This window comes from Microbulbifer mixtoriginis (SeqCode), from assembly GCF_052467945.1.
The window spans coordinates 3,564,075-3,583,254 of record NZ_CP174328.1 but is presented as its reverse complement, the minus strand read 5'-3'; the positions used below and the strand labels follow the sequence as shown (position 1 = coordinate 3,583,254).

Sequence of the window (19,180 nt, the reverse complement as noted above, 5' to 3'; positions counted from 1 at the left end):
TGGCGACTGCGGTTACAATATAGCCAAAATAGGGATGTTTGAATATCCTTTTGTTCAGGCGAATATCCACGCCTTTGTTACATTTTGTTAGCAATAACCGTGAAGATTCCTATTATATTCAAATGATAGAGCGTAAACGGTTGATATTTGTTGGCGAAAGATTATTATTCGCGACCTCAGCCGAGAAATATAATCAGTGTTTCGGGTTCAATACCGGAAAAGGCTGAAGTCGGCTAGCTTTTAATAATGCATTTGCCGAATATATCTAGCGCTGGAGTCGACCGGTGCAAGGGTATCTCGTTTTTCATTCGGCTAATTCGTAATATGCCGAATATAACATCACTTAACCGCCAGTAATCGGCTAGTGGTGCTGTTAACAATTTTGATATTTCGAATAACCGGACTCGACTCTGTGTCGGCCTCCGCCACAGTGTTTTCTCTGTATTTTTAATAACCGTCGTTGAGGTTTATTGAATGTTCCAGGAATACGAACAACTCGAACAGCAAATTGCCGAGCATCAGGCAAGAATCGAAGAACTGCAGGAGCAAATGGCTCAGGCAGAACGCAAAAAAGATGGCGTTATCGCGTTTGATAAGGCACTGGTTAATCTGGCTGCCGAATATCAGATGGAAGAAGAGGAATTCTTCGTTGCACGTGGCCGCCAGGTCGTTGAGTGGCTGGTAGACCAGCTGAATGATGAAGACGCTCCTGACTACGTACAGACTCTTAAGTCTCGCGTTGCCCGTCACCTGAAAAAAGAGGGTGATAGCCCCCGTCGCGGCCGCCGTGCTGCAGCTACTGCGAGCAAGTCTGCAGAGCCCAAGCTGGAAACCGGTCACTACCGCAATCCGTATACCGGTGCCACTGTAGAGAAGAAAAAGCGCAACCCTAAAGCGCTGAGCCAGTGGATCGATGAATACGGTCTGGAAACCGTTAAAGAGTGGAAGATCTAATTCTGCTCAGGTTTCCTATCCAGCATCGGTAATACCGGTGCTGGATAATCTCCACCAGGGTATTCTTTACATTTCTTAAAAATTTAAACGCATTCTCCTGTATTTCATCGAATATGGGTTTACTGCCCCTATATCCTTTGCATAACCTCCAATCATTATTGGATTGAGAGCATCTTCTTGTGTTTACCCGAATTACCAGTCTGCTAATCATTGGCTTTATAAGTTCGCCTTGGGTCAACACTTGGGCGGAAAGCGCGACATCAAATACCAATAGCCAGACCAATAGCCAGGTTATTTATTTGGTGCGCCATGGGGAAAAAGAGCTGGGGCCTAATGCTGGCAAAGATCCACAACTAGCAAAAGCTGGCAAGGCCCGTGCCGAGCAGTTGGCGCGGATACTCAAAGGTGTGGAAATTGATGCGGTATACAGCACCGATTTTACTCGCACCAGGGAAACTGCCCGCCCATTGGCTGAACAGCGAGGTTTGCCGGTACAAAGCTATGATTACCGTAAATTAAAAGAGTTTGCCGTGGATTTGGACCAGGCCGGCGATCGAATCTTGGTCGTTGGGCATAGTAATACTACGCCGGAAATGGTGGCCCTTCTCGGAGGGGAACAAGGTGCTCCAATTAGAGAATCCAATGAATACGATCGCCTCTATATTGTTATTCGTGATCGAGGCCAGGTAACCACTCTGTTACAACGCTACGGTAAGGACAGCAGACAACATCACGTAGCTGAACTTTCGCAAACGCAGTAGCCGCTTAGTTGTGTATACGCTAGTCGAGCAGCTCGCGCACAAAATCTCCAACAATCGCCGAGGCCGGTCCGTAGCGGTGCTCGGTGAAAGCATCACCCACACTGCTGGGTTCTAAATTTAATTCCACACTGTGTGCTCCCGCCAGGTTGGCACATTCTACAAATCCGGCAGCCGGATAGACATTGCCGGAGGTGCCAATACTGATAAACAGGTCGCACTGGCTCAGGGCTTCGTAAATCGTCTCCATTTGCAGCGGCATTTCCCCAAACCACACCACATGGGGGCGCAAGGTACCTGATAGTCCACAACAGTTGCAGTGATCGCTAACCAACAGATCCTCCCGCAGGGAAAACAGCTGGCCGCTGCTGCTGCAGCGCGCTTTGAGCAGTTCGCCATGCATATGGATCAGATGATGACTGCCGGCGCGCTCATGGAGGTCATCGATATTTTGGGTAACCAACAAAAACTCCCCTGTGAATTCTTTTTCCAGTGCGGCCAAAGCCTGATGAGCTGCGTTGGGTACTACATCTCCAGATATTAGATGTTGACGACGTTCGTTGTAAAAACGCTGTACCAGCTGGGGATTGCGCTCAAAAGCTTCGGGGGTAGCGACATCTTCGATACGTTGGTTTTCCCATAGGCCGTCGGCCCCGCGAAAAGTACGGATACCAGATTCTGCGGAGATACCGGCGCCGGTCAGCACCACGATACGTTGATATTGCATAGGAAATAATTTCGCCAAGCTGCTGTGATTAGGGCATAGAAATATATTCGACAGTTTACGGAGATCAATATTCTATCGAAAGCCTGAAAGCTTTAGTTATGTAGAGCAAGAAAAATATTACGGTTGATAGGCATAAATCAGATGGCCAAGTTAAAGCGGCCAAGATTGACCGCTTAATTTATTGAGATAACTTTTTTGGTTTCCTCAGTGTAATTTAAGACGAGGGCTCACCGCGCGGTTGGCCTGTCCAATGAGATAAAGCAACATCGCCTTTGGCCAGCCGTGGATTGCCGCCAGGTGCATGCGATAGAGTGAGCGGTAGGCAAAACCTGCAATACGCCCTTCTATGGTGAGACTGCCTTTTACCAGGGTGCCCATCAAATTTCCTACCGCAGTGTATTTACTCAGTGAAACCAGGGAGCCTCGATCCCGATAGTAAAAATGTTCCAGGGGTTTGTTCTCAATCAAAGCGATCAAATTGGAGGCGGTGAGTTTGGCCATCTGTTGTGCTGCTTGAGCGCGCGGCGGTACCCGCTGATCGTCACCATCGACGCAACTGGCACAATCTCCCATGGCAAAAATACTTGGATCAGTTTGAGTTTGCAGTGTGGTTTTCACCTCTATTTGATTGAGGCGATTAGTGGCGAGCCCATCGAGACGGTTGAGAAAATCGGGAGCCTTGACCCCAGCGGCCCAGACGCGAATCGCTGCGGGAATTTCCATGCCGTCACCGGTGGTGAGACCCGTGGGATTGGCACTCGCGATACTGCAACCGGTGAGTACGCGCACTCCCATTTTACTCAGTTCGCGCTCGGCGTTATTGCCCAAGCGCGCCGGCAGGGCCGGCAGCAGGTGCGGTCCGGCTTCTACTACGGTGATATCAATAGCGTCCGAGCTGATTCGCCCATAGTTGCCCATCTGCTTGCTTGCATCCACCAGCTCTGCCGACAACTCCACTCCGGTAGCGCCGCCACCAACTATAGCAATCTGCAAGCTGTTCTTAGTGTGGGTTTCCAGGCGCAAAAAATGATTGAGAAGCTGCTGGTGGAATTTCTGTGCCTGCTCACTGCTGTCGAGAAAGACGCAATGATCACGTACGCCGTGAGTGTGGAAATCGTTGCTCTTGCTGCCGATACAGAGAACTAAATAATCGTATTCCAGTTCGCGAGAAGCCACCAACTCATGGCCCTCGTCATCCAACACCGCCCCCAAAGTGACAACTCGACGCTTTCTGTCGAGAGACTGTAGCGCGCCGAGCTGGAATTCATAGCCGTTAGCGCGGGCGTGTACTTGATAGTTAAGGGCGTCCATATTGGCGTCTAATGCGCCAGCGGCAACTTGATGGAGGAGGGGCTTCCAGATATGGGTACGATTCTTATCGACCAGAGTAATTTGTGCTGTGGGAGAGTTGCGTCTTTTTCCCATGAACGGGGTAAAACTGAAATAGTGCCCGAGCCGCGTGGCTAGATGTAGCCCACTAGCGCCGCCGCCGATGATCACAATTTTTTTCATGGTGGGTGGTCTTCCTGTCGATTACTAATAAGCCGACTCCCCAATCTGTGAAGACCTATCGCCGCAATACATGGTTAGCGGCGCTTGTTTTGCTGCCAGTATCCTCCGCATTGGCAGTGATATCAACAGGCCCGAACAAGTGATGATAAATAGAAATAAAAGCGGAATGATTACACTTGGCTGTGTTCCGCCTCGCTATTGTGAGTGATTAACTGCCGCCAGTGGCCATCCCGACGCAGGCGTATCTTTGGCTGGGGGTTGCCCCTAGTGTTGATCACTCCGATGATGGCGGCCTGGCTGCAGCCACTCTGTAGTAGGGCGCGAACGCAGGCTTCAGCCTTACTGGCAGGAACAGCGGCGAGCAGGCCACCACAGGTCTGTGGATCAGTGAGTAGCGCCCAGTGTGGTAGGGATTGCCACTCCCGGGGGTTTTCCACAAAGGAATAGGCACTGGCGTTCTGCGGTTGTAGGCTGGATAACCAGCCGCGCTCAATGCACTGACGGGCGCCGGGAATCAGTGGCAGCGGCTCGGCGATTAGAGTGGCACTGAGCCCATCGGGTTTCAGCATTTCCAATAAGTGGCCGAGTAAACCAAAGCCCGTGACATCAGTGAGAGCGTGGGCGCCGTGCTGGGCGAAAACCCCGGAAGCGGCGGCATTGCTGTGCAGCATGGTCTCCAATGTCTTTTGCAGCCAGCGACCTTTGGCTTCCCCCATCCCCTCGGCGGCGAGAATGGTGCCGATGCCCAAGGGTTTACTCAATATCAGACAGTCTCCTGTGTGAGCCCCACATTTTTCCAGCAGTTGCTCGCGCTCAGCCAGGCCGTTCACAGTGAGGCCCAACTGCATCTCCGCTCCTTCGGCAGTGTGGCCACCGGAGAGTACGCAATGGTGGCGGTTGAGTTCGTAAATCGTACCGGCGAGCAGCTGTTGTAAGTCCCGTTGGGTGATTTCTTCTGCCGCGGTGGGCAGGGTGGCCAATACCTGTGCACTCACCGGGCGGGCATGCATAGCGAACAGGTCAGAGAGTGCGTGCAAAGCGGCAAGTCGCCCGAACAGCCAGGGGTCTGCAACCGGGGCGCGCAGTTGGTCGGAACTCTGCACCAATAATTGCGAGGCGGGCAGGTCCATCACGGCGGCATCATCTCCAAGTCCGCGCAGTAGGTACTCAGATTGCTGTATGGGAAGCTTGGCCAGGGCGCCGCGTAGTACTTCAGGGCCTACCTTGGCACCGCAGCCATTGCAGCGCATGCTCGCCAGAGAGATGCCCTGGCGCTGGTTGAGTATCTCGCGAGGTTGGGCGCTCGGCATCTCTTCCATGCTGATGGACAGATCGCTAAAGCGCTGCATAAAGTTGCGATCAATATGGTCTTTCCAGCGCCACAGGGGGGCTCCCACTGCGGCAAGTCCATTGCGCACCGCAACCGCGCGCTTGCCGCCACAGGCCAACAGGCTCAGAAAGCGCTTTTGCGGTCGGTAATTTTTCAATAGCTGTCCGGTGAGAGTGGCGCGCAGATTGTGAAACAGCACCGGCCCTTGCCGCACTGCGTAGACACCAGCCTTGGGCAGTGGCCCGGCGGAAAAACTGGCCACGTCACCGGCGGCAAAGATTTCCTGATGTCCCTGGGCACGCAGTTTACGGTCTACTACTACGAAGCCTTTATCGTCCAGAGCTAGCTGGGAATCCGCCAGCCAGGGGGGAGCACAGGCGTTGGTTGAGAGCAGCACCTGATCCAGGTTGAGTAACTCGCCATTGTTGCTGCGTACGCCCTGCTCAGTAATTTCTGATACCGGCCAGTTGTGATGTATCTCTACGCCGAGGCTATCGAGCTCACGGGCCACTAGTTTTCGCGCGAGGAAAGGATAGCCTTGGGGGATTTCATCAGCTCCGTGTATCAGGTGTATTTGTACGCGCCCGGAATAGATCTGCTCCTCCAGGCTATGAGCCATTGCCATGGCCAGTTCGCAACCACCGGCACCGCCGCCGACAATACCCAGACGCAGAGATGTGCGATTTTTCTGTACATGTCTCTGCAGTTTTTGCCAGAAGTTGTAAAAATGTCCGATAGGCTTGATGGGGATTGCCAATTCTGAGCCGGGCAGCTCACGCACCGGGGTGGCACCGACATCCAGGGACAAGAGGTCGTACTCTAATGGTGGACGCCCGAGCAGGGATACCGTGTGCGCCTTTACGTCGATATGGTGGGCACAGGCCTGAATAAAACGAGCGCCTGCAGCGCGACACAGGCGCGCCAGATCGATATGGGTGTCATCCAGTGAATAGTGGCCCGCTACCATCCCCGGCAACATGCCGGAATAGGCGGTTTGGATTTGTGGAGAAACCAATGTCAGGCGCGCACCCGGCAGCGGGTTCATTGCCCACATTTGCAACACAATGGCATGGGTGTGGCCACCGCCGACCAGAACGATATCCTGGTAGTTAGGATGCTCCTGCATTTTTGCTCACTACTGATTTCTGCAACAGTTGCTGGGGTAAAGCCATTGCCCGCCAGCCAAATTCTCCCGCCGTGCAAATTCACTTCTGGATAAATTTTAGACAGCGTGAGTTGGGGCGAGACTGATCACACGACGTCAGCCTTCATTATCGCGAATCGCGACGCCAGGGTAAAAAAAACTGTGGGGCTGGTCTTTACTTTATGGGCTTGGCTGTCGTTGCAGCTTGCGTTCAACTCATTTCGCGGCGCGATTTTTCCAATGCCAACAGAGCCTGCCCGTCATAATGCCCGCTTTCATCACCTGCTGTGGTGGTTGATTGGCGGATTATTATTGCTGGAAGGCTTTTCATTCGTGCTTTCCGGTTTGGTACGCGATAAGGCCAGTACATGGATGGCCGAACGCGGACTGGATTTTCAGGCGCAACACTTTCGAGTGTCTCTGCTGGATTTAAGCTTGTTGCTTGTGGATGCGCGTGCAATCAACCGCGAAGGGAGAGGGTTTTCCGCCCAGGAAATTCTGCTGGATTACAGTTGGTGGCAGTTGCTGCGTGGTCGCGCCAATCTGCCTCGAGTCTCTATTAGTGGCGCCTATATGGATCTGCAATCTGTGCCGGGAGAATGGCGCAGAGAATGGGAGGTGGGCGGCTGGGATTTGGCACAGGTTGAGCGCAAGGATAGGGATTTTAAGCTGGCAATCGAGCGAGCACGAATTCGTAATAGCGAACTCTGCTATTTACACAAGCCCATCTGGTCTACAGCCTCCTGCGTTTACATTGGCGATATAAGAGCGCGGGATTTCACCCTGGGGCTGTGGCGCAAAGGAAACGTTCCCCTAAAAGTTGATATTGCCGCTGCTGGGATTGAATTACACGAATTATTAGCCAGAGAGAGAAAGTCTGCGCGATATAACACGACTTTGGCGCATCTGCAGATGAAGTCAGGGGATTTTCGTTGGCCTAGTTTGCGCACCGAAGCGGATGCCTTCCACGCCGAATTTTTTTCCAGTTGCCCGCCACAACAGTGGGCCGATGCGATTCACGGATTACAGCGCCTGATCGGTCACTGCGCCGCAGCGCGCCGTTTGAAAGCTGCAGGGGATTTAAAGTTTGATTTTGGTCGTGTCGCTATGGCGCAGTGGCGTCGTGCCAGTGGCGAAGGTGTTTTATTGCGGCGCAGCGATCAGCGTTGGCAGGACTGGCGCGCAGAAACCATTACTATCCGCGATTTTGATTATGTTCGCCCGATTAAACGGTTGCGCTGGCGTCGTGCGGGCGCTACCGCCTTCGATTGGTGTCCACAGCACTTGCGCGATGCCAAACACCACTTTTGTGTGCGAGCCACCACCCTGAATCTCCCCGGTCCTACCAAGTTTGACTGGAATCAACCGCTCAAAATAGTTACCGGTCCCAGTCGCGCCCAACAGGTGCGCTATGTGGATGTCGCCCAGCCTCACAGGCAGCCTCTGACAGCATCGCAAGCTCGGCTGGGTCCACTGGAGTTTGATAAGGCCAGCCGAATTCTCTCAGTGGGCAGTTTATCGGTGGATAGTGCCAGCGGCTGTGTGCCCGGTGAATTGTGGGGTAAACCCGATCACTGCGTGCGCTTGGTGGGCTTGCGTGGAGAGGAAAAAGTGGCGCTGCGTTTTGGTTCGCAGTCAAAGTCGATTCCATGGGGAGCTGCTAGTGGGCCAATGTATCTGGGACAGATGCAGCTAGAGGGATTGGCAGAAGAGAGGCTGCGACTGCGTCAATTAAAGTGGGAGGGTATCGACACTTTAGCATTAGATACACCTTACTCAATTCAGGATTTTTCCCTGGAATCCTTGTCTGGCTGCTTATCGCGTGGCTTGCTGCCTGAGGGCTTGGGGCCCTTGTGCGCCCAACTCAACAGTCTTAAGGGACAGGGTAACTTTGCCCTGCAAACGGGTGAGGATGGGTATGCCATTTTTGGCAAATTGGGGGTGCAACGACTTATGTTGGGGGATAGCCCCAGCGGTAATAAAGGGCTTTTAGTACAGAAAATGGCCAATGGCAGCGGATATTTTCGCCGCGAAGCCGTTGAAGACCCCTGGGCTGCCAGCGCCATGGCATCAAGTATCGGCCCGATAGACGCGGATTATGGTACGGAGAAGGGCAATCTAGAGGAGCAGGGGCCTCAAGCCAGTAACCAAATGGCCAGTGTCAATGCGCCAAACTTCAAATTGGAAAATGCCAGTTTGCAGCGCTTAGATGGTTGCTTACCAGATTCTTGGGCACGGTTAATTTACCGGGACTCCCTGCCGCTTGAGAAAATGCCCACTTGCTTTGACTTTCGTGACTTGCGCCAGCAACAGCCTCTTCGCATTGCTTGGCGCGGAGGCTTTGATATTGCCACTGCAGAATTTTCTATCGAGCGTGCTCTGGCACACACGACACAAAATCGCTCCCTGCTAAATATTGAAGACCTGAATTTCCCATTAGTTAGAATCCGTTATTTACCGTCTGCGGCGCTCAGCACTTATATCGCATTGCCTGAAAGTGCACTGGAAATACTGGATATTTGCCTACCGGATATCGCGGTACTTTCTGATATTCACATTCGCTGTATAGACCTTCAGAAATTGCATTTAGGCGAAGCCTTCCACTTGGAGTTTGGTCGACAGCAAGCATCGGCCAATTTGAATGACTCCAGCATTGCTCAGATTCAACTGCTGGAGATGGACGGAATAGCTGCACTGGATATTCAACAGCTTTCTCTGCCAGAATTAGAATTTCTCTGGTCCCGCAATGGTGCTGCCACTTCAGAAATAAAGTTTGACAAGCTGTCTGCAGTGTCCCTTTTGGCTTGTCTACCACAGCGACAGGGCATAATGGGAAAACTCCCCCATTGTATATACAGTCGGGACTTGCACTCTATCAATAGCAGTGGGGTGTCACTGGGAATGACGGAATTTACCCGTGCTGCCTCTGCCGAGCCCATTTGGCAGTTTGCAAAACTTGACATTCCTCGGATTTATTTTTCCCCCGGCTCCATCGATCTCTACGATTTAACGATCGACAATATCTTAGTTTGTGGTTTACAGCGCCTGTTCCCTAGTGAAATCGATAGGGCAAACCTGGCTGACTGTATTGAAACACCACAGATAAAATTTACGGGTAACCCAATTAGTATCGGCTTTGAAAGTAGCATTGATCGGATTAGTTCTGGCGCTGTTTACACTGGTCCAATCGCTTTTTGGCAAAAAGGTAGAGATTTCCTGCAGGCAGGCCTGCAACAGTTGAGTTGGCGGGGAGTCAACTGGAATGGTGGGAAGGACTTTTCTGTTGCCGACTTAAAGATTCTCAATACCCGGGTGTGCCTGCCAGACTCCGGCAAGATTGTAACGATAGAAAGGCTTGAGCGATCCAGAGCTGGAGATACGCGGAGCTGTTATGGCGTCGATGAGCTGTATATGCCAGGTTTGCAGCGCGTATCCCTAAGTCGGCCTTTTACTCTTGAGGGCTCCTTACATTTAGCTGGTCTCTCTATTCCACGCAAAAATACTGAGCCAATTAAAATACCCAAATTTCAGCTGGATAATATCTCTTTTGAGGGGGAGGCACTGGTACGGGTGCAGGGTGCTAGTGGCTGTTTACCCGCCGGACTTTTGAAAGACAAAAATATTGCCCCTTGTTATCAGTTGAGCCAATTACGCTTGGGAGGTATGGAAAGTCTACAAGAGGCGACCGGAAGGATTTTTCTGCTCAGGGACATCAGTGTGGCGGAAATACAAATGCATGAGAAGGGCTTTACGCAAGCATTGTCTTTCCCGTTGTTGAAGACGCAGAGATTGCAAGTGGAGCAATTGCGTTTGGAGGGACGATCTCTAGGAGTACAACAACTACGGCTTCTGAGTATCGCCAGCTGTATTCCTGCCGGTTATTTTGATCAAGGGATTCATTGCTTCAAACTCGGAGCCGTTGAGTTGGATGGTAACTTCAATGGCGTACACGGGCTAACTCTTCCACTGTTTAAGGTTGAGAATATTGATCTTTTTTCACCTCGAGGCGAATTATTAGTAGAGGGGGAAAGTATTGAAATTTCCCACTTTTCTCTGAATTCAGAAGAATGGTACTTCGCCTGGGGGGAGGCCGTACATTTCCATTTCTTCAACCGGGATCCTGGTGTTCCCGAGTTTGAACGCCACAGTACCATTGGGGACTTTAGACTGTTGCATATTAAAGGCTTGAGTTTCCATAAGCGTATGGAGTTATTGACGATTGATTTTATCGATTTCCTGCGCCCACGTTTTATCTTGTTGAGGGATGAGCAGGGTCAGTTTCCGGTAACCTGGGAGATTGCCGAACTGCGAGGGATACCGATTAATCAATATCTGCATAGGAAGAAAAAACACCGACCTCCACTCTTATACCATATTGGTGATATCCACCTGCGCCATGGTACTTTTACCTGGGTGGATCGGAAACATGAGTTTCGTGCACGGCTGCCGGTACGCGATATCAATCTTAATCTCAGCGATATCAGTAATGTGGGGGAGCATCCTCCAGCTGTGGTTGTCGCGAATGGCCGCCCCGGTGGATTTGGCGATATTCAATTAGGCGGGACAATAGACTATTTGGGACAAAAAAAATGGAATGCGGATCTGACCGGTTACCTGGCTAATGTAAACCTGATACCGGCTACGCCTTATATGGCCAAGCTACTTGGTTTCAAGATACTGCAGGGGCAGATGGATGCGGTGGTGAATATCCATGTCTATGAAAATCAATTAAATGCCTTTGCCGATGTGGTGTTGGAAAAAATAAAGGTTCGGCGTGTACGAAGAGATGATCAGTTACCAGTTAAGAGGAGGTTTATCCCTCTGAACCTTGCCCTTTGGTTGTTAAAAGATGGTAAGGGGAATGTGAAATTTGGTATGCCCGTAACCGGCAATATCCGCGATCCAAAGTTTTCTATGGAGTATGTCTTCAGCGAGTTATTACATAAAGCCATTATGGATGCTTTATTTAGTTACTTCACCCCCTATGGTATTTATCTGTTGGCTAAATTGGCCTGGGGGCGATTTATGGCGAAGTCCTTTGATTCTATTGATTTTGCTCCAGGCAGTGCGAAGTTAAGTGAATTGGCGTTGGCACAACTTCAGCAAATGGTTGCAGTGTTACATAAACATCCAGATGCCCGTCCTGGTGTTTGTGGTATTGCCAATGCCAGGGATTGGAATGCAATGTACCCAAATTCAACAATTGGTCTACGCGGTAGTCGCAGATTTTTATCAAATTTCTATCGTAGGCCGCCGATTTTCTTGCGTGAAGAATTTGAGAAGCTAGCCTTAGAGCGCAGTCGAAAAGTTGAGCGCTATTTGATTGATGCAGGTATCCCGGCTGCTGAGCTTATTCCTTGCGCACCGGATTATATGGGGCGTGACTTTGGTGATCCAAGAGTTGAATTTTCTAATTAATATCAGTGATATATTTCTAAAGAAAATTGATATTTGGTGGGGTGCCTTATTCTCTATGCTGGAGATATATCTCCTTTTGGATGAGTGTTTAGTAGAAGTTTAAGTGGCTATATTTATCAGTGTGGAGATATGTTGTTATTAATAAATGAAATACTTTCTATATTCTAGCTTGCTTTATTTATCAATAAAATTTGCAAGATATTTCTATGTTTTTTCAGTGAAGTTTGGGTTATAAATGCCCAAAAGGTAAATCATATTATCATATCTTGAAGTGTTTCTCATTTTTGTGACATAGTTGGGATGAGTATACCTCTCTTTGGGTAGTGCTATTTACTACTGATATTGCGACTATCTGTCAACTTATTTACTGCTATAAGTATTCAGGGATTGAATATGAGAATAATTATATTTTTCCTACTGCTGTTCTCAAGTTCTTCATTTGCTATTGAGCAGCAGCAGCAGCAGCAGCAGCAGCAGCAGCAGCAGCAGCCTCTAAAAACCATGTCTACATGCCTGGTTATGAATAAATGGAGCTCCTGGGGGATGTGGGAATTCCAAGTTTATGCTATGGCCAGAGAAAAAATCTTAATTGGTAATAAAGAAAACCACTTTCTTATTACGGCAGACGAACCAGGTTTTCGTCATATCGTTGCGGGGGAAGTAGTGGCAAATTACCCAGAGGCAATCACCCTGAAAGCGCTTGGTAGCCAGTGTATGGAAAACTGCCCAGAGAATCACACTAAAAGAATTAACTGGTTCAAGCGCCGTTGTAAGTTTTATGAGTCTTAGATTGCCCTGTGGCAACAGTTAGTAAGTGTACGCTTCTATAGCTTTACAGAAGAGAGAGGAAAATATGAGTGATACTAATCCAGTACAGGGAAGCTGCCTGTGTGGTTCTGTGACCATCAAGGCCGAGCTGCCTTCTTCTGACCTTGGAGTCTGTCACTGTAGCATGTGTAAAAAGTGGAGCGGTGGTCCACTGTTGGCAGTGGACTGCCAGACCAGTGTGGAAATCTCTGGTGAGGAGCATGTATCTGTATTTGACTCTTCGGACTGGGCTGAACGCGGTTTCTGTTCCAATTGTGGCTCCCATCTCTTCTACCGATTAAAGGAAACCCAGCAGTATTCAGTTCCTGCGGGTATCTTCGAACTTCCCCCTGAAGTGACAATGACCCATCAGATATTTATTGATGAAAAGCCCACATACTATAGCTTTGCCAATGAGACCAGAAACATAACCGGCCTGGAGCTGGTCACTGAATTTTCCGGAGAGTAAGTGATCACACACTCCTGATTACTTTTGGGGGGACCATTTGTCCCCCTTTAAGGTTACTATTGTTCGCTAACAGCGCTATCGGTTTGAAAGCGGCTGTGCCCATAGCAAATCGTGGGTAATTTGGGCTATCTGGAAGCAGCATTATCAAGCTGTGAAAAGGGCCTGAAAATTTGCAATGATCAAGTAGTAATAGGGAGTGGCAGAGTGCCATGACAGAAACACAGATAGTAGAAATTTTCCTGGCCAATCAGTGGTGGTCCATAATCGCCTTGGTAGTATGTGTCATAGGTGTGACCCTGTGTTGGTTTGGGGGCCTAATGGCTGCATTGACTGCCTTGGGTAATAAGCACTGGGTTTGGGGAATTGTCACTATATTTCTTGGCCCGATTACCGGAATTCCCTATGCGTTGCGGTATAAAGAAGCGGAGTATGCTCGCTCTTTGATGCTTCGAGGAGTATGGGTGTTGTTGGTTGGTTTGGTTATTGCTATTTTGGTTTTATTTTTAGGCCGCTAGATTTATTGCGCGTTACTTTTAAGTAGCGCGTATCTCTCCAGAAGTATTTCCCTACTACATTTCTCTACTACATTTCTTTGCTGCTGCAGGCTGTTTTAATTGCAGGATTTATGAGATTACATTTTTTAATCTTTAAGGTTGAGTGTGATTAACTTTAGTGCTGATGCTTGCTCGGTGCTTAAAGGTCCTATATATGATTTTTTGATGTTGCTATGTTTTTAGGGTGTTGAAAATGTAAGCTATTTTTGTTCGGGGTAATTATTTTTGTATTGTGGTTTTTTTAAATTGCAGGAACCTCTTAAGTTTTGATGGTGGTTTGAGTGGGGTGTTTAATTGTTCTTATTGAATTTGTTCAATGTTTTCTGAGCTTTTAATTTTGTTCGTTTTTTTTGTGTAAAAGCTTTTGCTAAGCTTGCCTGTCTTTTAGGTTAGTGGAGAAAAATCAATTTTTCAGTTTTTAAATAGGATATTTGTACCATTTTGAGGTTATTAATGTCCTTTTTCTGTGTGTGGAAATAAAAATAAATAAAATAATTGGCGTATTTTTCTTGAAAGAGATCCATGCTCGTCGATAGAATTCGGCGTGTATTTTATTGTTGGGAATTCCGCAATAAACTGTCTTTAAAGGAATGATGGGTGCTTAAGGGAGGAAAGTCACATGTGTTGTTATTCTTAGTAGCTGCTTTTGGGTTCTTTAAAGGTGAAGAGCCTTCTATTTGCTGTTGTTTTTGAGGTTGAGGTTTTTATTTTTCGATCTATTTAGATCTCTGTCGTTTGGTTTTTAACATGTTGACTCTTGTTCGTAACTTTTTTGTGCTGCAGGTTTTAAGTGCCAGTGCTATTGCTTATGGGTCTGCCTTGAGCGGGCCGAGCACAGATACTGATGGGAAATATTCCTTGTCATATAAGTCTGTAGCGCCACTTGGGATAATGGGTGTATATCTAAAAGAGTATAAAAATGGAACTTTTACTCGGAATATTTCATTAGACTATGGGTTTTCCAGTTCAAACTCTACTAAATCTGTAACCGTTTCTTCTGCCGGTAAATACTTTTATGAGTATTGGCATGAACACTGTACTCCAGATATTATCTCCCCTGATGATTGGGAAGATAAAGTTACATCTTGCCCTGCTTCCCGATTCAATAGGGTTAAGTTAGGCACTCATACCGTTAACGTTATATTTCAACCAGCAGCGCCCTCCAGTATCAATTACGGCACTTTCGATAGTGATGGGGCTTACAAGGTTAGCTGGTCTTCCAGTACTGGTGCAGGCCGGTATGAGCTCTACCGTAGGGTAAATAGTGGCTCCTGGAGCAGGGTTTATAACGGTTCTAAAACTAGCTTTGATGAAAGTGGCCGCTCTAGTGGTAACTACCAATATCGTGTACGAGCCTGTAACACCGCAAAGAATTTATGTGGTGCTTATAAGAACGGCGGAACCATAAAGGTAGAGCTGACTCCATCAACCCCAACCTCTATCACTGTTCCCAGTTATACCTCCTCTAGCAGCGTTAGCATCAGCTGGGCTGCCAGCAGCGGGGCTACTCGCTACGAGGTACAACAGCGCAAGGATAACGGCAATTGGTCCGGCAATATTTATTCTGGTTCATCCACCAGTACAACGGTTTCTTCCCTGAGCCATGGTAGTACTTACCGCTTTAGAGTGCGGGCCTGTAATAGCACTTGCTCTGGCTATCGAGAAAGTAAAGATTTAGAAGTCTATTTCCGTCCTGGCGTACCAACACCTAAATTAAATACCACCACCAGCCTTGATGGTAAATATACTGTCAGCTGGAATACCAAGCAGTTTGCCACCAGTTATCAGTTGGTCGATGGCAGTGGCTCCACTCTGTACAATGGTTCTGGTTTAAGTAAGAGTTTCTCTGGTGTTAGCAATGGCTCTTATAGCTATAAGGTTCGTGCTTGTAATGCCAAGGGCACCTGCTCCAACTACTCCTCGTTAGTAACAGTTAAAGTCGATCGTGTTGTTGGTATACCGGTGCTGTCTGCAGCACCCACTAGCAGCTGGGATGGCAAAGTAAAACTAAGCTGGACAGAAATTGATAAAGGCGGTCTCACCGTTGAATATCAAGTGGTAGACAGTGCAAATAAGCAGCTTTATCGCGGCACTGCACGCAGCTACCAGCTGAGTAACTTGCAAGACGGGCGCCACTGCTACCGGGTACGTGCACTGACCTCAACCGATCAGTCCAACTATTCACCGGAAGCCTGTGCCACCGTAGATTTACTACAAGCGCCAGCAGCGCCGAGCTATATCACTGTGCCTTCCTCTACCGGTGAAGCTTATACTGTGAGCTGGCCATCAGTTGCCGAAACTGATAGTTATCTGCTGCAGCAACGTATGAATAATGGCAGCTGGAAAACCGTGTATAACGGTGCTGGCAATAGCTATAAATACAATGCCTCTCCATTAGTATTCGGTACGCACGATTATCGTGTACAGGCCGTGAACAAAGCGGGCTCTTCCGACTTTAGTAATACCTTCACGGTAACGATGGAGCTGGATCCCACGGTACAGATTCGCAAGCAGCTGTACTACAACGAAGCCGATCAGGTACCTGCGGCCCAGGAAAATCCTGCCCAGGGTATTTTCTCCCGGGATAGAGCGGCCTTCCGCTACCTGGACCTGATGTATATCGTTGATACCAACACCAATACGGTGATTAACCCTTATGCCAGTGGTGAAGCCACGGTTGAGTTTTCCAGCCTATATGACACTGCCGAACGTAACCGCGCCACAGATGTGGAAGCGTTTATTTTTGAGCAGCTCACTCATCATCCCAACAATGAAAACCTGCAGCGTTTCACGCTGGATGTTTACTACGATCGCGCGGTAGCGGAAATGATCCTGGCTAATGAAGCCCTGGATAATGCCCGTATTAGCCGCCTGCGTAACGAAGCGGTAGAGGTCGAAGTTGGCCATATAGAAACTGCACACCAGTTGTTGAAGGATGCCCTGGAGCAGTACAACTCCCTGCTGACCTATGCACCGGAGTTTTTAGCACAATGGGGTCCCTCCCGTGGTCAAATTAGCCCCCGCTACTACGACCCCAACGACCTGGCACAAAAAGATGTAACCCCAGCAGAATTACTGTTTACCGGTTACAAAGATGTCACCATGCTCTATCAGCTGATGAGTAAATTGGCTTCTACTAAAGTGCAGCAAGCGCGTCTGGCCGTCGTTGCCGGACAGACCAATACCACCCTGCTGGCACAAATGGTTGACGAGATGAATACGCTGCGCAGTGAGTTGATTGCTAAAGAGCAATCATTGCGTGCGATCTTCCCGAATACCGACTTTACCCAGGTGCAAGGTTTCTCTGGTCTGCCCGAAGCGGTGTATGCATGGCAAACCCATCTCAGCGATTTGGAAAACTCCGTGAGCTGGCTCACGGGCGAAACCAATATTCTGGGCCTGCCGCAGGACTCAGTGTTGCTGGTACAGGGTTACGGTATTGATGGCAACACAGTGTTTGATTCCTTCAATGCACTGAGTGACTTCCTCGGTAATGACAGCAGTGGCCCTATTGCCACTGCACAGAATAGTCTCGCCGCCGCAAAAACCAGCTACGAGAACTACCGCCACAGTGCCGACAAGCTGGCCACGGAATATACCGACCGCCACCAGCAGTTGGGCAACTGGCTGTACAGCCTGTTGGGCTTGGAGTTCCCGAGTAACTGCTTCAGCAAAGACTGCATTATTGTTGAAGAGTCTGCACAGCAAGGTAGTGAAATTGCCTTGCAGGCAAACAATATCGATATCGCGCAAATCGCATTGAGCAACAACCTGCAGCGTATGGAAGACCTGCTGAGTGCGATTGAAATTGAAATCGAGCGACGTGCGGAGGAGGAAGGTATCGTCGACGGCATGTCGAAGATCATCCTGGATTACGGCTCCAAGCAGGAATCCATTTCTAAGCAAATCACCAAGATTCGTAAAGAAGCGGAGAAATCCAGAAAACGCGATGGCTTCCTGAAAGTAGTGGGTGGTGCAATTAAAGCCTACTACACCGGAGATACAAGCACGCTAGAGCAAGGTATCGATCAGGTGGTTTCTAGTCATATCAATCTCAAGAGCATTAAAGATATTGGCAAGCTAGAAGCAATGAGCATTCGCTTGGGTGCAGAAGAGCGAGCGAAGCTGAATGACAGCACCAACAAATTGTTGGATGTAGAAAGCCGAGCGCGCGTGCGTACCATGTGGCTGGAGGCAAATACCATCGCGCTGGATATTGCCCAAGCGGAAGCTACGGTTGAGCAGGAAGTAGAACGTTTAGTCGGCATGCTGAATCAGGCACAGCGGGTTATGAATCAGATGTTCACTACTAATGCCAATCTGGCCGAACGTTATTTTGCTGACCCGATCCATGCCAGCCGCCTGACTACGGAAATGTTGCGTGCAGAGCGTCACTTTGAGGAAGCGCAGAAGTGGTTGTTCTACGCGGCCAGTGCGCTGGAATACAAGTGGCAGGAATCGTTTGTGGGATCAGTGACTGGCTCCAGAAAGGAAGACATTTTCCAAGTGCGCAATGCCCAGGAACTGAGGGATTTCTATAGTGAGCTTTTGACCTTCGATCAACTTCATAAGCTTGGAAGTATAGAGCAGGCGACGGACACCTTCTCTCTGAAGGATGATGTGTTCGGCTATGTGGATAAAATCAATGGTATTTCACAAACCTATGCACATCCGGACCCCGCTCAACAAGACGGTCCGCGGCTGAGCCCGCAGCAAGCCTTGCAGGAAAAGCTGCGCCTGTTGTCGCGTAAATACGGCAGTGATACCTGGGTAACCGTGGAATTTAGTACTGTGAAAGAATTACCGCGCAGTAACTTCTTCCTGGGGCCGGTTATTGCCGACAACGGTGATTTGTCTTGCTTGGCAACCGGCGGTAATTACCTGGATAAAATTGAAACCGTTGGTCTTAATATCCCCCTTGCATATAGCGTTAGTGGTGAAACCGAAACGCCTGCATTTTTGACTTATGGGGGCACTAGTTTCCTGCGTAGTAAAACTCCGGGAACTCTGGTGGAAAATGCGGATGGAGTTGGTATTCAGGACGAGTTTATAACTCATAGCACTCGATTCTGGGATGCCGTTGAGGGAACTGGGCTGGCGTTCAGAAATAGCTACCGTGTTTCTATGTCTGCGAACTTGGATGTGCTTAATAGTGGCACTGGTTCAAATTCCACGATTACCAGTGCGTTTAAAGAACGCAGTGTCGCCGCCACTGGCTGGCGCTTGTCGCTCAAGTTGGCAGACCGTTATGGTTCACTGGTAGACCTCAATGCGGTTAAAGATGTTGAGTTGATCTTTAACCATCGTTTTAAACCGAGAAATGTTGATAGCTGTGGTGGCGATGATGGCACTGGTCCATTGTTGCTACTGCGTAAACCTGTAGTTCATTAATCTTATAAATAGATGCATCTCACATTATGTGAGGTGCATCGTTAATTATCTTAACCTTCTTGTGCTTAAGTTTTTGTGCATATCTCTCTGTGCTTGTTAGGTTATTTTATGAATAG

General features: G+C 48.9%; 10 protein-coding genes. 7 read left to right on the top strand and 3 right to left on the bottom strand.

Going from position 1 to position 19,180, the window contains the following annotated elements; all coding sequences use genetic code 11:
• Nucleotides 1-474 precede the first annotated feature (474 nt).
• A complete protein-coding gene (locus ACJJIJ_RS15495) occupies nucleotides 475-954 on the top strand; it encodes a DNA binding protein (protein WP_252083443.1) in 480 nt (159 codons plus the stop codon).
• Nucleotides 955-1,133: 179 nt separating this feature from the next.
• The gene (locus ACJJIJ_RS15490) at nucleotides 1,134-1,715 is read left to right on the top strand and encodes a SixA phosphatase family protein (protein ID WP_444937832.1); all 582 of its coding nucleotides are present in this window, start codon (nucleotides 1,134-1,136) and stop codon (nucleotides 1,713-1,715) included.
• Between the two features lie 19 nt (nucleotides 1,716-1,734).
• Here the strand turns inward: ACJJIJ_RS15490 and cobB are convergent, their stop codons facing one another.
• The 3 genes from cobB to ACJJIJ_RS15475 all read right to left on the bottom strand — a co-directional run bounded on the left by cobB (nucleotide 1,735) and on the right by ACJJIJ_RS15475 (nucleotide 6,407).
• Nucleotides 1,735-2,439: a Sir2 family NAD+-dependent deacetylase gene (gene cobB / locus ACJJIJ_RS15485; RefSeq protein WP_252083441.1), complete on the bottom strand. Its 705-nt coding sequence runs from the start codon at nucleotides 2,437-2,439 to the stop codon at nucleotides 1,735-1,737.
• Nucleotides 2,440-2,643: 204 nt separating this feature from the next.
• Entirely contained in the window at nucleotides 2,644-3,951 is a 1,308-nt protein-coding gene (locus tag ACJJIJ_RS15480; protein ID WP_252083440.1) for an NAD(P)/FAD-dependent oxidoreductase, read from the bottom strand.
• Nucleotides 3,952-4,121: 170 nt separating this feature from the next.
• Nucleotides 4,122-6,407 carry a slr1591 family oxidoreductase gene (locus ACJJIJ_RS15475; protein ID WP_444937831.1) on the bottom strand — a complete coding sequence of 762 codons (2,286 nt, stop codon included), beginning with the start codon at nucleotides 6,405-6,407 and terminating at the stop codon, nucleotides 4,122-4,124.
• Between the two features lie 258 nt (nucleotides 6,408-6,665).
• Between ACJJIJ_RS15475 and ACJJIJ_RS15470 the strand changes: the two genes are divergently transcribed.
• From ACJJIJ_RS15470 to ACJJIJ_RS15450, 5 genes are all read left to right on the top strand, one after another.
• Nucleotides 6,666-11,843 (top strand): DUF748 domain-containing protein, encoded by a 5,178-nt coding sequence (locus ACJJIJ_RS15470; RefSeq protein WP_444937830.1) that lies wholly within the window; start codon nucleotides 6,666-6,668, stop codon nucleotides 11,841-11,843.
• Nucleotides 11,844-12,236: 393 nt separating this feature from the next.
• A complete protein-coding gene (locus ACJJIJ_RS15465) occupies nucleotides 12,237-12,632 on the top strand; it encodes a hypothetical protein (RefSeq protein WP_444937829.1) in 396 nt (131 codons plus the stop codon).
• 64 nt (nucleotides 12,633-12,696) lie between these two features.
• Nucleotides 12,697-13,119: a GFA family protein gene (locus tag ACJJIJ_RS15460; RefSeq protein WP_252083436.1), complete on the top strand. Its 423-nt coding sequence runs from the start codon at nucleotides 12,697-12,699 to the stop codon at nucleotides 13,117-13,119.
• 209 nt (nucleotides 13,120-13,328) lie between these two features.
• The gene (locus tag ACJJIJ_RS15455; RefSeq protein ID WP_444882875.1) at nucleotides 13,329-13,634 is read left to right on the top strand and encodes a hypothetical protein; all 306 of its coding nucleotides are present in this window, start codon (nucleotides 13,329-13,331) and stop codon (nucleotides 13,632-13,634) included.
• 786 nt (nucleotides 13,635-14,420) lie between these two features.
• A complete protein-coding gene (locus ACJJIJ_RS15450) occupies nucleotides 14,421-19,064 on the top strand; it encodes a fibronectin type III domain-containing protein (RefSeq protein ID WP_444937828.1) in 4,644 nt (1,547 codons plus the stop codon).
• Nucleotides 19,065-19,180 lie beyond the last annotated feature (116 nt).

Coding starts and splice junctions, on each gene's coding strand:
- ACJJIJ_RS15460 (WP_252083436.1), top strand. CDS start 12,697: ATGAGTGATACTAATCCAGTACAGGGAAGCTGCCTGTGTGGTTCTGTG.
- ACJJIJ_RS15480 (WP_252083440.1), bottom strand. CDS start 3,951: ATGAAAAAAATTGTGATCATCGGCGGCGGCGCTAGTGGGCTACATCTA.
- ACJJIJ_RS15475 (WP_444937831.1), bottom strand. CDS start 6,407: ATGCAGGAGCATCCTAACTACCAGGATATCGTTCTGGTCGGCGGTGGC.
- ACJJIJ_RS15450 (WP_444937828.1), top strand. CDS start 14,421: ATGTTGACTCTTGTTCGTAACTTTTTTGTGCTGCAGGTTTTAAGTGCC.
- ACJJIJ_RS15455 (WP_444882875.1), top strand. CDS start 13,329: ATGACAGAAACACAGATAGTAGAAATTTTCCTGGCCAATCAGTGGTGG.
- ACJJIJ_RS15470 (WP_444937830.1), top strand. CDS start 6,666: ATGCCAACAGAGCCTGCCCGTCATAATGCCCGCTTTCATCACCTGCTG.
- cobB (WP_252083441.1), bottom strand. CDS start 2,439: ATGCAATATCAACGTATCGTGGTGCTGACCGGCGCCGGTATCTCCGCA.
- ACJJIJ_RS15465 (WP_444937829.1), top strand. CDS start 12,237: ATGAGAATAATTATATTTTTCCTACTGCTGTTCTCAAGTTCTTCATTT.
- ACJJIJ_RS15495 (WP_252083443.1), top strand. CDS start 475: ATGTTCCAGGAATACGAACAACTCGAACAGCAAATTGCCGAGCATCAG.